Here is a 14140-nt window from a genome sequence, read left to right on the forward strand (position 1 = left end):
AAATGTACGATCTGATCTTCAAGGGCGGAACCCTCATCGACGGCACCGGCACGCCCCGCCGCGACGCGGACATCGGCATCGTGGACCGGCACATCGCGGCCGTCGGTGATCTGGCGGGAAAACAGGCTCGCCAAGTGGTCGACGCCACCGGCCTGATCGTCGCTCCCGGCTTCATCGATGCGCATGCGCACGACGACTGCCTGCTGCTGTCCAGTCCGGACATGACACCCAAGCTCTCGCAAGGCGTGACCACGGTGGTGGCCGGCAACTGCGGCATGTCGCTGGCGCCCATGCCGCGGCCGGTTCCGCAACCGGTGACACCGCCCCTGGATCTGCTGGACCGAAGTGGCGACGCATTCCGCTACCCTACCTTCGCGGCATATGTCGACGCATTGCAACGACAGGCGCCCGCCACCAACTTCGCGGTGCTCGTCGGGCACACCACGCTGCGCGTGGCCACCATGGATGATCTGGGGGTGGCGGCGTCGGATGCCGAGATCGCGCAAATGCGGACGCTGGCGGCGGAAGCATTGGCTGCCGGCGCCATCGGCATCTCTACGGGACTGGCATACATCACGGCGATGCCGGCCCCGACGGAAGAAGTCGTCCGCGTCTGCGCGGACCTGCACGCATTCGGCGGTATCTATTGCACGCACATGCGCGACGAATCGGCCGGCATCATGGATTCGTTGGCCGAAACGTTCGAGATTGGCCGCCGGCTGGACGTGCCGGTGGTGATCTCGCATCACAAGCTGAGCGGGGCCGCCAACTTCGGCCGCTCGCGCGAGACGCTGCCTTATATTGAAAGTGCCGGGAGCCAGCAGCCTGTTTGCCTGGATTGCTACCCTTACGATGCAGGATCGACGGTGCTGGAGGTATGGCGGGTACGCCGCTGCGACCGTGTCATCGTCACGTGGTCCACGCCTCATCGGGAACTCGCGGGCCGCGAACTCAACGACATTGCGGCACTGTTCGGCGTCGATCGCGAGGAAGCCGCGCAACGCCTGATGCCTGGCGGCGCCATCTACTTTTCCATGGATGCGCAGGACGTGGACCGCATCCTGGCCTTCCCTCCCACGATGATAGGCTCGGATGGCTTGCCGCACGACAGTCAGCCCCACCCTCGGCTGTGGGGCGCGTTTCCCCGGGTTCTTGGCCATTACGCGCGCAACCGGGCCCTCTTCTCGCTGGAAACCGCGGTACACAAGATGACCGGTTTGCCGGCCGCCAATTTCGGCTTCAAGGATCGCGGTGTGATCATGCCTGGTGCATGCGCCGACATCACTGTCTTCGACGCGCTCACCGTCGATGCCGGCTTCGGGTATGGCGAACGTGTTCAACCGGCACGCGGCATCGTCCACGTCATGGTCAACGGCAAGCTTGCGTGGACCAACGGCGCCGCAACCGGCACCCGTGAGGGCCGACTGGTAAGACGCCGCGCCGCATGACAAGGCGCCATCAGTTCGCTGGCTTATTGGGATTCCAGAGCTTGACCTTGGAATGCTTTTCATACCCCTTGCCCTTGGGATAGCTGACCAGTTCCATTTCAGAGCCCCAGGGCGAACGGAAGTGAACCCAGGTTTCGCCTTCCGTGTCGCCGGACGGCATGGTGATGGGCTCGCCGAGAACCGTGATGCCCTGGGACTTCAGATACGCCACCGCGCCCTTGATGTCGGCCGTGTAGAAGGCGATGTGCGATGCGCCGATGTCCTCCGCCTTGGGCATGTCCAAGCTGCCCTTCGAATTCCGGTATTCGAACAATTCGACGTTGGAACCGGTGCCGCAACGAAGCATGGCCAGGGACACGCTGTCCGCCCGAGGCGCGAACTTCGCGTTTCCTTCCGTGCCGCCCGCATCCAGCTTGAAAGGTCCGATATGGGTGACCGGCATACAACCGAAAGTCCTGGAAAAGAAAGCTTCGGCCTGCTTCAGGTCAGGCACGTTGATGCCGACGTGATCAATGCCGACTGCCTGTACACCGGCGGCGTGAGAAGGCGGGGCGGCGATGACGGCCAGTGCCGCGGCCAGGGTCGCGATGAATTTCATGGTGCAGTCCTTCTTACTTCTTGTCGATGAATACGCGGGCGCTGGCAAGCTTGCCGTTCTCGATGGTGAAGATGTCTTCACCGCGAACCAGGTCGGGATTGTCTTGCGGGCCATAGCCCCAGGTCACCCGGCCAACGCCGTGATTCAACGTAATGGGATCCGGCGTAAATGTGAAACCGGCGTGTTCGCCCTGGACCCGCTTCAGCAACTTCGCCACCTCGTCATAGCCGACGGCCATGCCGGCGTAATCGGCAACAAAGAAGTCCGCGTTGTAAACCTGCGGGAACCTGGCCGCCCAGTGCTCGGGGTTGGGATCATTCCAGATCTCGAAATGCAGGTCGATCAGGTGCTGTGCGGCAGCGACGTCTTGGGTGGTGGTTTTCATTTCAGTCAATCCTTGTGAGTAGGCAACGGGCAGCGCAGTCAGCGCGGCCAGGAAAAGGGTTCTTTGGATCAGCCGTTTCATCTGTGGTCCGGGTTCACTTGTTTGGCATGGGTGAACTTTAGAAGTTCTTCATCTGTGAATAAATACCGAAAAATATGAATCACTATCCATGGATATGGATAATCTCGAGCACCTTCCTTATTTTTTGTCGACAGGCACGCATCAACGCCCGCCTTCTTCCCTGCCCCCTGTGAAAACCGTAGAATCACGCTGGATTCCGCGACGTCGACTCACGGAACGAAGCAACCAGGCATCCCGGAGAACCGCTTGAACGCCTACGCTGTCGAAGAATCGGGACTCCCGGAAAACGTGCTTCGCATAGAGCGCCACAGCCGTGCCTGGAATGGTGTGACAGTCGAAGACATTCACGAATACGCAAACGGGCGCGTGCTGCATTCGTTGCTTTACGAGAGCGAAACCCGGCTTACCGTGAACCTCGACGAGGTCGGCGGCCAGACCGAACCTCGGCTCAAGCAGAACAAAGCCTGCGGTCTCGACCACAAGCCGAACCACATGGCGATCATCCCCAAAGGCATGCACCTGTGGGGCTATGCCAGCGACCTGCGCTACTGCAGGTACGGCATCCTGTTGTTCGACCTGGAAGCGCTGCGGGAAAGACTGGGGGAAGATATCGATACCCGCCCTTTCGACACGCCCCGCCTGCGGTTTACCGACGCACGGGTACTTGCCCTGGTCCGGATGCTGATCGCGATTCCCCACGGCGATGCGTCGTCCAGTCTGCTTGGCGACAGCCTGACGGCGGCCGTGTTCGCATTGCTTTCGTCCGAACAGCGGATAACGCCGCGTGCGGGCCAGCTTGCGCCCTGGCAATTGCGCCGGGTCCAGGAATACATGCGCGCGCACCTTCCCCGCCAGATGGCCCTGGGCGAACTCGCGGCCATGGCCGGCCAATCGCAATGGCATTTCTGCCGTGCATTCAAGGCGTCCACCGGCATGTCGCCCTACCAGTGGCAACTGCACGAAAGACTCAATCTGGTGCGCGCGCACCTGCTCCATTCCGACGCAAAACTGGAGACCATCGCCGAAGCGACCGGCTTCGCGGATGCCGCACACCTTAGCCGGGCCTTCAAACGTCATGCAGGCCAGAGCCCGTCCACCTGGCGCGGCGCGCGTAAGTGAGCGGACTCCGCTGAAGCATCAAACCTGGGCTTGGCCGCCGTCCGCGAACAACTCGGCGCCATTGACGAAACTGGCGTCGTCGGATGCCAGGAAAAGAACGGCCTTGGCGATTTCCTCCGCCTCGCCAACCCGGCCCAGCGGAATCCGTGAGGCCAGGTAGTCCAGCAGGCCCTGCTGCTGTGCCTTGTCGTCTCCAGCCAGTTCCACCAGACCGGGCGTGCGGGTCGCGCCAGGGGAAACCACGTTGACACGGATGCCGGTCTCTTTGAGGTCCAGCGCCCAGGAACGTGCCAGGTTGCGAACAGCCGCCTTCGACGCCGAATAGACGGAGAACGCTGCCGTGCCTTCCGTACCGGCGGTCGAGCCGGTCAACACCACGGAAGAACCCTTGCCGAGCAGGGGAAGGGCTTTCTGCACGGTAAAGATGGTGGCCTTGACGTTGCGGCCGAAGGTGTCGTCTATCTGTTCTTCGGTGATCTGTCCCAGCGGCAGCATGGTGCCACCGCCAGCATTGACGAACAAGACGTCCAGTCGACCGGCATCCGCCTTCACGCGCGCAAAGAGCCGATCGAGATCGTCGTTACTGGCGGAGTCGGCCTGCACGCCAACGGCGCCGTTACCTATTTCGGCGACCGCCTTGTCCAGCGCTTCCTTGCGTCGCCCCGTTAGGTAAACACGCGCGCCTTCAGCGGCAAATAGTTTCGCAGTGGCAAGGCCAATGCCGCTCGTGGCGCCCGTAACAAGGGCGATTTTTCCTGCGAGTCTGCTGGTCATTCGAGTTTCCTGTGATTGATGGTACGGCGTACTGCTCACCTGCTTCGAGGCGCCGCCGTCGCGCAAACTTTATATACAGAACCCCTCTCGCAGGACGGGCACCGCCAAATTCCTGAGCAAGAACGTACAAGCGCCGCAGGAATGTTCATGCGGGCGCAGCGCCGCGCCGTCTAGGATCGCTACCGCCCCACAAGGGCGTAATCATCGAAAGGAAACGCGGACGCTCATGACGATCGAAGATCTGGACTTGTCCATTACAAGACGCAACGTACTAATGTCGGGCACCGCCCTGGCCGCCACCCTCACCCTATCGGCGGCCTCCAGCTTTGCCGCATCGAAGTCGCCCTCCTCCCTTCACAAAGGAAACATCGAAATGACTGAAAGCTTCGTCAAGACCCGGGACGGCGTCGATATCTTCTTCAAGGATTGGGGCCCCAAGACGGCCCAACCCATCGTCTTCCACCACGGGTGGCCACTTTCGTCGGACGACTGGGACGCCCAGATGCTGTTTTTCGTGCAGCATGGCTACCGTGTCGTCGCGCACGACCGCCGCGGCCATGGCCGCTCCCAACAGGTGAGCGAAGGCCACGACATGGATCACTACGCTGCCGACGCCGCCGCGGTGGTGGAGCACCTGAATCTGAAAAATGCCGTCCACATCGGCCATTCCACCGGCGGTGGCGAAGTCGCGCGCTACGTGGCCCAATACGGCCAGCCCCACGGCCGTGTCGCCAAGGCAGTCCTGGTCAGCGCCGTGCCACCGCTGATGCTGAAGACCGCCACCAACCCCGGCGGCCTGCCAATCGAAGTCTTCGACGGATTCCGCTCCGCATTGGCAGCGAACCGTGCACAGTTCTTCCTCGACGTTCCCACCGGCCCGTTCTACGGTTTCAATCGCAGCGGCGCCAAGGTCTATCCCGGTGTCATCCAGAATTGGTGGCGCCAGGGCATGATGGGCAGTGCCAAGGCCCACTACGAGGGCATCAAGGCATTTTCCGAGACCGACCAGACGGAAGACTTGAAAAGAATCACGGTGCCCACCCTGGTCCTGCACGGCGACGATGACCAGATCGTTCCCATCGCCGATTCTGCCGAGCTTTCCATCAAGCTGCTCAAGAACGGCATCCTGAAGGTGTATAAGGGCTACCCGCATGGAATGCTGACCACCAATGCAGACGTCATCAACGCCGACCTGCTGGCTTTCGTCAAGGCTTGACATCACGACTCCAAAGAACTGGTCGACGATGAGTCAAATTGGCAGTATCGGCCCCGCAACATCGATACCGCAGACGGGTCTGGCCGAAGCGCGTCCCGCGGACCAGGCATGGCTCGACGCTGGCCTGGTCTGGCTTGGGTTTGGCTTGGGCCAGGATCTGAGCCTGGCTTGGCTTGGCGCCGGCCTTGCGCCAGCCTAACGCCTGGCAGCGGGCAGGACGCCAGCTGCCGTCGTCGCCATCGCCGCGTAGCCGGCGTCGCTTGGATGCACGTGGTCGCCGCTGTCGAACGAAGGCCTCAACTGGTTCGGATGGCCGGGGTCGCGCAACGCTTTGTCGAAGTCCACGACGCCATCGAAGGCGCGACCGTCACGTATCCATTCATTGATTTTCAAGCGGATGCCTTCACGCTCGGGCGGCAGGGTCGCGGGCGTGATCGTCCCGCCAAGAACGAGAAGACCCTGGCGATGCGCGATGGCGATGATGCGGCGGTAACCGGCGATCATATCGTCCGCGCTGACCACCCGGTGGGGACTGTCGCAGTCCAGGCCGCGCCTGACGGGCATCGACGAAAAATTGAGGTCGTTGATGCCGATCAGGACCACCACCGTATGCGCGCCGGGCACGCTCGCGGCGTCATGCTCGAAGCGTGACTCCAGGCTGTCGCCATAACAAGCCGAGCCGGACAATAAGCGATTGCCGCTGATCCCTGCATTCAGGACAGCGATGGGTTTGGGGCCAGCGGCGTTGGCGTCCGCGTGATTGGCTCCCAGGGGTTTGGCGATTGCAGGTTTGGCGCCCGCCGCGGCAAGCTGCCTGGATAGCACACTGGGCCAACTGCGGTCGGCACCGAAGGTCGATCGCAGGCCGTCGGTGATGGAATCGCCGATGGCCACCAGCGCGCCTGCATGCTCGTGCTCACTGCTTACGGCCAGGCGCGTAATCCAGGCGTATTGCGTGAAACGGACCGTGAACGCCGCTGCCGACGTATCTTCAGCATGCCGGCCCACGGTCGATACATAACTCACGCGGCCGGCAATCCGGTGCCAGGCCTGCATGACGTCATCGCTGCCGGCTTCCAGGCTGACCGCGATCGGCGCGCCGCGGGTGACCTTGAAAGGAATGGCATCGCTGTCCATCTCCATGCCAGGGCTCAGTACCACTTCGCGTTTGCCCCCGAAGGTCACGACGCTGGCGCTGCCCGGCACGATGGCGGCGCCGGCAGCACTGTGCGCCAGGGTCACCCCCATGATCGCCAAAGGCCGTGTGCCATGACGGTTGCTGATACGAAGCTGGGCCGTGGTCCCGCTGAGCGTAGGCACGATGATCTGCCGCACGGTGCGCCCCGCTACGGCTGGTGCCTGGTAAAGCGCAGGCAACTCCGCCAACCGCGGAATCTCCTGCAGCGCCGTGTTCCACGAGGTGGTCCACGACGGTGGCGAAACCCGCGGCGCCTGCGCATGAGCGTGCGCCGCAAGCGCGACAGCCAGTGTCCCCGCCACCCCGGCCACGAGGCGGCGCCACACGGGAAAAAATCTGATCAAGCGTTGCATAGCCCTGAGTCGTCTTATCCAGACGGGCAGCTTAACGCTTTATGCGGACAGGCAGCTTAAGCCAGGCCGCAGCCAAGCAGGGCGGACAGTGCCAGCCCGAATCGCGACAGCGTGTTGTATGCGCATGGCGCCCGCAGCGCCGGCGCGGTGCCGTCGCCTGCGGTTGCCTGGCGCTGATGCCTGGCGCTGTTGCTGGCACGCAAAATCAAAGATTCGCACAACATTTGGTCGATAACCTTCCCCGATCGGTTGAGGCATCTGAATGGCGCCTTAAAGAATGTCCACATCTTCAAGGGGAAGGCCCGTGCAGCGTACCGGTCGTCAGTATGTCAAAGGCAAGGCGCGAGGGTGCCGCAGCGGGGTTTCCACCAGCACGGCTGACGCTGACACTGGCCGTCGCCCTGCCATGGTGGGGAAGTAACGCCATGGCGGCATGTACGCCAGCCAACCCAACTACTGGCCGTATCGCATTAGAGAGTTTCGATACGACAGGGATCGGCCACACCTTCGCCAACGCAGGCACCGGCCAGACGCTCGATGTGTGGAATGGCAACGGCTTGGCCAGCCCAAGCTCGATGGGCGGCGGGACCGGCACCTGGACCGTGGACGGCAATACCTGGACCAACACGAACGGGCAGTCGACCGGCCCGATGTCACCGCAGCCCGGTTTCGCCATCTTTGGCGGTGCCTCCGGAACGGTCACCGTGGACAACACCAACGGCGCCGTCACCGCCACCGGCATGCAGTTCATGAGCGATGGCTATCGCGTGACGGGCGACATCCTCACACTGGTGGGCGCGAGTGGCGCGGCGCGCTGTCGATGTCATCCGACGCCAATCTAGGCTCGGCTACCAACGCCTTGGACTTCGAAGGCGGCATATTGCGGATAACGGGTACGGCTTACCGCCCGCCAGCCTGGCCGGGTCGGTGCTGGATCTGGGACAGGACGGCAGCTACGCGGCGTCGCCGCGCTACGGCATCATCAGCGCCGCCGGCGGGATCGCCGGCAGCTTCCAGGCTGTCAGCAGCAACCTGGCCTACCTGACGCCATCGCTGGTTTATGGAAGCAATACCGTCGATCTGCAGATGGACCTGAAGCAGGTCTGGCGCCACGGTTCTGAAGACCGTGACGAAGGGCCATGAAACCAAAGGCCATGACACCGAGGTGCATAAAGTAAGATACCTGGCTGCCCCCTCCGCCATAAGCCAGGACTTATGCACCTCAGTCTCCGCCAGCTGGAAGTCTTCCGGCTCTTCTCCAAGACGCGCAACGTTACCGAAACAGCCAATCTGCTGCGCGTGACCCAGCCCTCGGTCAGCCAGACGCTGAAGGAGATGGAGAACCAGGTTGGCTTTACCCTCTTCATCAGGGTCGGCGGCCGGATGCACCTGACGCCGGAGGCGACGGCGCTGCTGACCGAAGTGGAGCGCGTGCTGGCCCAGTTCTCCACGTTGCGCGGCCGCGCCAGCGAACTGCGCGACGGACGCTCGGGCAAATTGGCCATCGCCAGTGTCAGCACCCTCTATACCGACATCCTGCCGTCGGCCATGGCCAGTTTTCGCAAGGACCACGACAAGGTCCATCTTCGCGCCGACACCTACACGGCCAGCGAGGTGGTCCAGCAGGTCCGGCAAGACAATGCGGACGTCGGCTTCGCCTTCCTGCCAGTCGATGAAATGGGCGTGGCCGTGCAGCCGCTGCTGCGCATGCAGGTCCTGTGCGCCGTTCCCGAAGGCCATGAGCTGGCCCGGCAAAAATCCGTGTCCACGCGCGACCTGAACCAGCAGGAAGTCATCATCCAGAACGCTGATACGCCGCCCGGCATGGTCCTGCATGAATCGCTCGACCGCGACGGCGGCTTCACGGCGCGGGTATTGGATACGAATCACTCCATCCCCGCGCTGCACATGGTCAGGCATGGCCTGGGCGTGGCGCTGGTGCACCCCTTGACGCTATCGCTCGCCGTCCTCGAAGACTACGCCATCACGGCCCTGCCGCTGGACCCACCCATCTACCAGACGCTGGGGATGGTCTATTCACGGCATCGGCCGGTACCCAGATCGGTGGTCCGCTTCGAAAAATACCTGCGCCGCAGCCTCCAGCACTTTTGCGAGCAGATGAACGGCCGTGGCTACCACTGCGAGATGCTGATCTAGCGGGCGCACGGCGCAACCGCGCCGCGCCAGCAGACCCGCCTCGCATCGTTGCCGATTGGAGACAGCGGGTGCCTGCACAGGCCCGCGCGCGTCGGGGCAAATCCTTGCGGCCGGCATCTTCCACGCGCGCAATCCCGGAAAAACGCACCTGATCGGGGGCCGGCCGCCCCGTCGCGGCGCATTGCGCACCAAGCCAGCGCGTGTTCAGCCCACCATAATCCAGGGCTTATGGTGGGATTATCAAAAGTGATTTCTGGCTTATATGCTGCAGTGCCACAATCGGCACAGACGTTCGGTGGGAACGTCATGCAGAGATTGGGAAATGAACGGCAATTCGATGTACCGCGGCATGTTGTGGGTGTGCGCGGCAGCTTTTTTCATGCAGGCCCTCGACACCACTATCGTGACCACCGCGTTGGCGCCCATGGCCGACAGCCTGGGGGAAAATCCGCTCGCCATGCGTGCCGCCATCATCGCCTACACCCTGGTGATGGCGATGCTTATCCCCGCATCCGGCTGGCTGGCCGACAAATTCGGTACTCGTAACGTCTACATCTGGGCCATCGCCGTCTTCGGAGTCGGCTCGCTGCTCTGCGCCCTGTCACGCAACCTGGACCAATTGACGGCGGCGCGGGTCATTCAGGGCGCCGGCGGCGCCATGCTCCTGCCCATTGCCCGTCTGGCGGCATTGCGCGCCATGCGTGGCGAAGCCTATATCGCGGCACTGACGCTCATCGGCTCGGCCGGTGAGGCGGGCAAGCTGGTGGGCCCCCTGCTGGGCGGTTGGCTGTCCCAGGTCTTGAGCTGGCACTGGATATTCCTGATCAACATTCCCATCTGCCTGGCGGGCCTGTGGGCGGCACGCACCTATATGCCGGTCGGCAAGACGGAAAACACGCCGCCCTTCGACTTCGTTGGTTTCGTCCTGCTCTCCACGTGCATGGTGGCGCTGTCGATCGCGCTGGACATGCCGCAAGTCTCTCATCGCCTCGCCTGGAGCGGCGTGCTGTTCGGACTTAGCGTCCTCACCGTGGCGCTCTACATGATGCATGCCCGCCGCAAGGCGAAACCCTTGTTTCGGCTGGGCATTTTCCGCGAGTCGAATTTCAGCGTCGGCCTGCTCGGCAACCTCGTTTGCCGTATCGGCTGCAGCGCCGTGCCGTTTCTCCTTCCCCTGCTGTTGCAACTGCAAATGGGCTATTCACCGGTGCAATCCGGCTTGATGATGCTGCCGGCAGCGCTCGCGGGCATGTGGTTGACACGCGCGGTCGGCCCCCTGGTCAAGCGCTACGGCTACGAAACCTTCCTGCTGGTGAACACGCTGCTTGTGGGCGCCAGCATCATTGCCTTCGCCGGCGTCGCGCCGGGATGGCCCATCGGCGTGCAGATCATTCAGCTCGCCATATTCGGCGCGGCGAATGCGATGCAGTTTGCCGCCATGAATACCGTAACGCTCAAAGGCCTCAGGACCGAAGACGCGGGTAGCGGCAACGGGCTCTTCTCGATGATACAGATGCTGGCGGTCAGCCTTGGCGTGACCCTGGGCGGCGGCATGGTTGGCATGTTCTCCCACGGCGAGGAAACGACGGCCAGTGCCTTCCGTCTCACCTTCATCATCGTCGGGGTCATCACGCTGCTCTCGGCTTTCATCTTCCGTGGCCTGGATGCGAACCACGCCAACGGCAAACTCGTCCCGCAGCCCGCCAACCAATGACTTCGATCGAGCAACCATGACACAGCCATATCGTTTGGGTGTCCGCGAATTGGGGCTGCGCATGCGCGCCGGCAGCTTGAGCGCGGTCGAACTGCTCGACCACTACCTGGGCCGGATAGAGACGCTGAATCCCCGCTTGAACGCCTTTATCGACCTCGATGAAACGGGCGCCAGGCAGGCGGCGCGCGACGCCGACGACCGCGCGAAACGTGGCGCATCGCTGGGCCCGCTGGATGGCATCCCCATCGCGATCAAGGACAACATCCTCGTCAAGAGCCAGCGCGCCGTCTGGGGCACCCGCCTGTTCGAGCAACATGTGCCCGATCACGATGAGGTGCCGGTCGACCTGCTGCGCCGCGCCGGCGCGGTATTGGTCGGCAAGACCAACGTGCCTGAGTTCACGATGCGAGGCTATACCGACAACGTCGTGTTCGGCCCCACCGGCAACGCGTGGGATCCCGCGTTGACGCCGGGCGGATCTAGCGGCGGATCGGTCACGGCCGTAGCCGCGGGACTGGTGCCGCTGGCACTGGGCACCGATGGCGGCGGCTCCATACGGCGTCCGGCCGGCTACACGGGGCTGGTCGGCCTGAAGCCTACTGTCTCGCGCATCCCCCGCGCCAACGGTTTCCCGCAGATCCTGTACGACTGCGAAATCGTGGGACCGCTAGGCCGGTCGGTGGACGACGTGCGCCTGATGATGTCGGTCATGGCTCGTCCTGACCGACGGGACCAGCGCTCGCGGGGCTTTGCGCCAATCGACCAGGACGCCCGCCCCGTGCGACCGCTCAGGATCGTGTACGTGGCGCGCATGAACGGCGCGCCGGTGGATCCCGAGATCGACGCGGCCTGCAGGCGCGCGGCCGAGGCGCTACGCGCACTGGGACACGAGGTGACCGATGGCTCCCTGCCTTTCCAGACTCAGCACATCCTTGGATCGTGGTCGAAGATCGGCGACACGGGCCTGGCCATGCTGGCCGAACAGCATCCTTCCTTCTTCGACCGGGTCACGCCGGGCTTTGCCGAACAGGCCCGCACGGGCGCAGGCATCGCAGGCGCCGAATTCATGCGGGTCATCGAGACGCTGTATGCCTTCCGGACGGAAGTGGGCAGCGCCTTCGAGCATGTCGATCTGATCATGACGCCAACGTCCGCGGCCCACCCCTGGCCCAAGGAACAGGCCTATCCGCCCGTCATCGACGGCCAGGAGGTCGGTCCGCGCGGCCATGCCGTCTTCACCAACTGGGTCAACGCCTGCGGCCATCCCGCCATTGCCTTGCCGGCGGCCCCGTCGGCGCAGGGCCTGCCGATCGGCTTCCAGCTGGTCGGCGACTTCGGCGCGGACGACCTGCTGCTCGACATCGCCACCCAGTTCGAACAAGCCCAGCCCTGGGCCGCCCGTTGGCCGCAAATCGCCAGCTCATAGCACTCGCCCCCTCAATCGCCTACAAGGACTGCATCTCATGACTCAGAAGGATGGTTCGGACCCGCTCTCGTTGGACCGGCGCGCGTTTATCGTCACCAGTGCCATGGCGGCCGTCGGGGCGGCGTTGCCCGCGGTGACCAAGGCAGCCGACACGCCCAAGCGCGGCGGCAACATGGTCATGATCGTGCATCCGGAGCCCGCCACGCTGGCTTCGTATGCCAACTCGGCGGGCAATGTGCCGATGATCACGACGCAGGTCTACGAGGGGCTGGTGGGCTACGACTGGGACATCAATCCGGTGCCCAGCCTGGCAAAGTCCTGGGAGATCAGCCCCGACGGCCTGACCATCACGTTCCATCTGCAGGAAGGCGTGACCTTCCACAATGGCGAGCCCTTCACCAGCGCGGACGTGCAGTACACGTTCATGGAGGTGGCCAAGAAGTACAACCCCAACGGGCCCATCATCCTGGCCGAACTGACCGCGATCGACACGCCGGATCCCTTGACCGCGATCTTCCGGCTGGCCCATCCCGCCCCGTACCTGATGAAATCGCTGTCCTCCAAGGACATGCCCGTCTTGTGCAAATCGGTGTTCGTCAATACCGATCCCTTGACCAACCCCACCGGCAACAAGCCGATCGGCACGGGACCGTTCAAGTTCGTCCAATGGGAGCGCGGCCGCTATGTGCGCCTGGACCGCAATGAAAAATACTGGAAGCCGGGCCTGCCTTACCTGAACCGCATCGTGGCGCGTTTCATCCCCGACGCCGCCACCCGGTCCGCCGCCCTGGAGGCCGGCGAGGCACACTACGCCGGCTACAGCGCGGTCAATCCGGCGGACATCAAGCGCCTGCAGGCCAACCCCATCCTCGGCAGCACCGAGAAAGGCTACGGCATGACCGCGGCGATGAGCAACCTGGAATTCAATATGCGCCGCGAACCGCTGAACAAGAAGGAGGTTCGCCACGCCATCGCCTATGCCATCGACCGCAAGCTGATCGTCGATCGCATCATGTACGGCTTCGGCAAGCCGGCCACCGGCCCGCTTTGCTCGTCGTTCAAGAACCTGTACTCGAACGACGTGCTCCACTTCGACGTGCCAGACCGCCTGGCCATCGCCAACAAGCTGCTGGACGACGCCGGCCTGAAGCGCGGCGCCGATGGGTCGCGCTTCGGCCTTACGCTCGAAATCAATCCCTTCGGCGAGCAGTGGCAACGCCAGGGTGAATATCTCAAGCAGGCGCTCAACGATATCGGTATCAAGCTGACGTTACGCAGCGAAGATACGGCAACCTGGCTGCGCCGCTGCTATACGGATTACGACTTCGACATCAACGAGCCGTTCTACTCCGCCGGCGCCGACCCCGTCGTGGGCGTGCACCGCTACTTCCTGTCGTCCGCCATCCGCAAGGGCACGACCTTCGTCAACAACAAGGACTACCGCAGCCCGGTCGTCGACAAGCTGCTGGCCGATGCCACCCGCGAAATCGATCCCGCCAAGCGCGCGGCCCTGTACGCGCAGGCGCAGAAAGTGATCGTCGAGGACAGCCCTGGGGCCTGGCTGGCCGAGGTCACCTACGTCACCATCTTCAACAAGAAACTGCACGATCACACCGTGGGACCGCTGGGCACCTACAGCGCCTTCGAACGTGCCTGGATGGAGACCTGACC

13 protein-coding genes are annotated in these 14140 nt (G+C 63.4%); 9 read left to right on the forward strand and 4 right to left on the reverse strand.

The window, feature by feature from the left end; translation table 11 throughout:
* The first annotated feature begins 2 nt into the window (after positions 1–2).
* Positions 3–1448 (forward strand): amidohydrolase family protein, encoded by a 1446-nt coding sequence (locus tag CEY05_RS21820; protein ID WP_088597250.1) that lies wholly within the window; start codon positions 3–5, stop codon positions 1446–1448.
* 10 nt (positions 1449–1458) lie between these two features.
* Here the strand turns inward: CEY05_RS21820 and CEY05_RS21825 are convergent, their stop codons facing one another.
* Positions 1459–2046, reverse strand: coding sequence for a VOC family protein (locus CEY05_RS21825; RefSeq protein ID WP_088597249.1), 588 nt, complete (start codon positions 2044–2046; stop codon positions 1459–1461).
* A gap of 13 nt (positions 2047–2059) precedes the next feature.
* Complete coding sequence (locus CEY05_RS21830; protein ID WP_233161647.1) at positions 2060–2512, reverse strand: nuclear transport factor 2 family protein; 453 nt, start codon at positions 2510–2512, stop codon at positions 2060–2062.
* Positions 2513–2758: 246 nt separating this feature from the next.
* Here CEY05_RS21830 and CEY05_RS21835 point away from each other — a divergent pair, with 246 nt between their 5' ends.
* Complete coding sequence (locus tag CEY05_RS21835) at positions 2759–3631, forward strand: helix-turn-helix domain-containing protein (RefSeq protein ID WP_198952853.1); 873 nt, start codon at positions 2759–2761, stop codon at positions 3629–3631.
* Positions 3632–3649: 18 nt separating this feature from the next.
* Here the strand turns inward: CEY05_RS21835 and CEY05_RS21840 are convergent, their stop codons facing one another.
* Positions 3650–4405: an SDR family NAD(P)-dependent oxidoreductase gene (locus CEY05_RS21840; protein ID WP_088597247.1), complete on the reverse strand. Its 756-nt coding sequence runs from the start codon at positions 4403–4405 to the stop codon at positions 3650–3652.
* Positions 4406–4778: 373 nt separating this feature from the next.
* On the opposite strand from CEY05_RS21840, the gene CEY05_RS21845 reads away from it, so the two are divergent.
* Positions 4779–5621, forward strand: a complete 843-nt coding sequence (locus tag CEY05_RS21845; RefSeq protein WP_233161648.1) for an alpha/beta fold hydrolase — start codon at positions 4779–4781, stop codon at positions 5619–5621.
* Between the two features lie 195 nt (positions 5622–5816).
* Here the strand turns inward: CEY05_RS21845 and CEY05_RS21850 are convergent, their stop codons facing one another.
* Positions 5817–7172, reverse strand: coding sequence for an SGNH/GDSL hydrolase family protein (locus tag CEY05_RS21850; protein ID WP_088597245.1), 1356 nt, complete (start codon positions 7170–7172; stop codon positions 5817–5819).
* Positions 7173–7498: 326 nt separating this feature from the next.
* On the opposite strand from CEY05_RS21850, the gene CEY05_RS31030 reads away from it, so the two are divergent.
* The 6 genes from CEY05_RS31030 to CEY05_RS21880 all read left to right on the forward strand — a co-directional run bounded on the left by CEY05_RS31030 (position 7499) and on the right by CEY05_RS21880 (position 14138).
* A complete protein-coding gene (locus CEY05_RS31030; RefSeq protein ID WP_143220556.1) occupies positions 7499–8014 on the forward strand; it encodes a hypothetical protein in 516 nt (171 codons plus the stop codon).
* A gap of 85 nt (positions 8015–8099) precedes the next feature.
* A complete protein-coding gene (locus tag CEY05_RS21860) occupies positions 8100–8315 on the forward strand; it encodes a hypothetical protein (protein WP_088597243.1) in 216 nt (71 codons plus the stop codon).
* Positions 8316–8387: 72 nt separating this feature from the next.
* Positions 8388–9329 carry a LysR family transcriptional regulator gene (locus tag CEY05_RS21865; RefSeq protein ID WP_088597242.1) on the forward strand — a complete coding sequence of 314 codons (942 nt, stop codon included), beginning with the start codon at positions 8388–8390 and terminating at the stop codon, positions 9327–9329.
* 322 nt (positions 9330–9651) lie between these two features.
* On the forward strand, positions 9652–11043 hold the full coding sequence (locus CEY05_RS21870; protein ID WP_088597241.1) for an MFS transporter: 1392 nt from the start codon (positions 9652–9654) through the stop codon (positions 11041–11043).
* Between the two features lie 16 nt (positions 11044–11059).
* Entirely contained in the window at positions 11060–12469 is a 1410-nt protein-coding gene (locus CEY05_RS21875; RefSeq protein ID WP_158219379.1) for an amidase, read from the forward strand.
* 37 nt (positions 12470–12506) lie between these two features.
* Positions 12507–14138 carry an ABC transporter substrate-binding protein gene (locus tag CEY05_RS21880; RefSeq protein ID WP_088597239.1) on the forward strand — a complete coding sequence of 544 codons (1632 nt, stop codon included), beginning with the start codon at positions 12507–12509 and terminating at the stop codon, positions 14136–14138.
* The last annotated feature ends 2 nt before the right edge of the window (positions 14139–14140 follow it).

This window comes from Achromobacter sp. HZ34, from assembly GCF_002209485.1.
Lineage (GTDB): Bacteria > Pseudomonadota > Gammaproteobacteria > Burkholderiales > Burkholderiaceae_B > Bordetella_C.

Coding starts and splice junctions, on each gene's coding strand:
- CEY05_RS21820 (WP_088597250.1), top strand. CDS start 3: ATGTACGATCTGATCTTCAAGGGCGGAACCCTCATCGACGGCACCGGC.
- CEY05_RS21825 (WP_088597249.1), bottom strand. CDS start 2,046: ATGAAATTCATCGCGACCCTGGCCGCGGCACTGGCCGTCATCGCCGCC.
- CEY05_RS21830 (WP_233161647.1), bottom strand. CDS start 2,512: ATGAAACGGCTGATCCAAAGAACCCTTTTCCTGGCCGCGCTGACTGCG.
- CEY05_RS21840 (WP_088597247.1), bottom strand. CDS start 4,405: ATGACCAGCAGACTCGCAGGAAAAATCGCCCTTGTTACGGGCGCCACG.
- CEY05_RS21845 (WP_233161648.1), top strand. CDS start 4,779: ATGACTGAAAGCTTCGTCAAGACCCGGGACGGCGTCGATATCTTCTTC.
- CEY05_RS21850 (WP_088597245.1), bottom strand. CDS start 7,172: ATGCAACGCTTGATCAGATTTTTTCCCGTGTGGCGCCGCCTCGTGGCC.
- CEY05_RS31030 (WP_143220556.1), top strand. CDS start 7,499: ATGTCAAAGGCAAGGCGCGAGGGTGCCGCAGCGGGGTTTCCACCAGCA.
- CEY05_RS21865 (WP_088597242.1), top strand. CDS start 8,388: ATGCACCTCAGTCTCCGCCAGCTGGAAGTCTTCCGGCTCTTCTCCAAG.
- CEY05_RS21870 (WP_088597241.1), top strand. CDS start 9,652: ATGAACGGCAATTCGATGTACCGCGGCATGTTGTGGGTGTGCGCGGCA.
- CEY05_RS21875 (WP_158219379.1), top strand. CDS start 11,060: ATGACACAGCCATATCGTTTGGGTGTCCGCGAATTGGGGCTGCGCATG.
- CEY05_RS21880 (WP_088597239.1), top strand. CDS start 12,507: ATGACTCAGAAGGATGGTTCGGACCCGCTCTCGTTGGACCGGCGCGCG.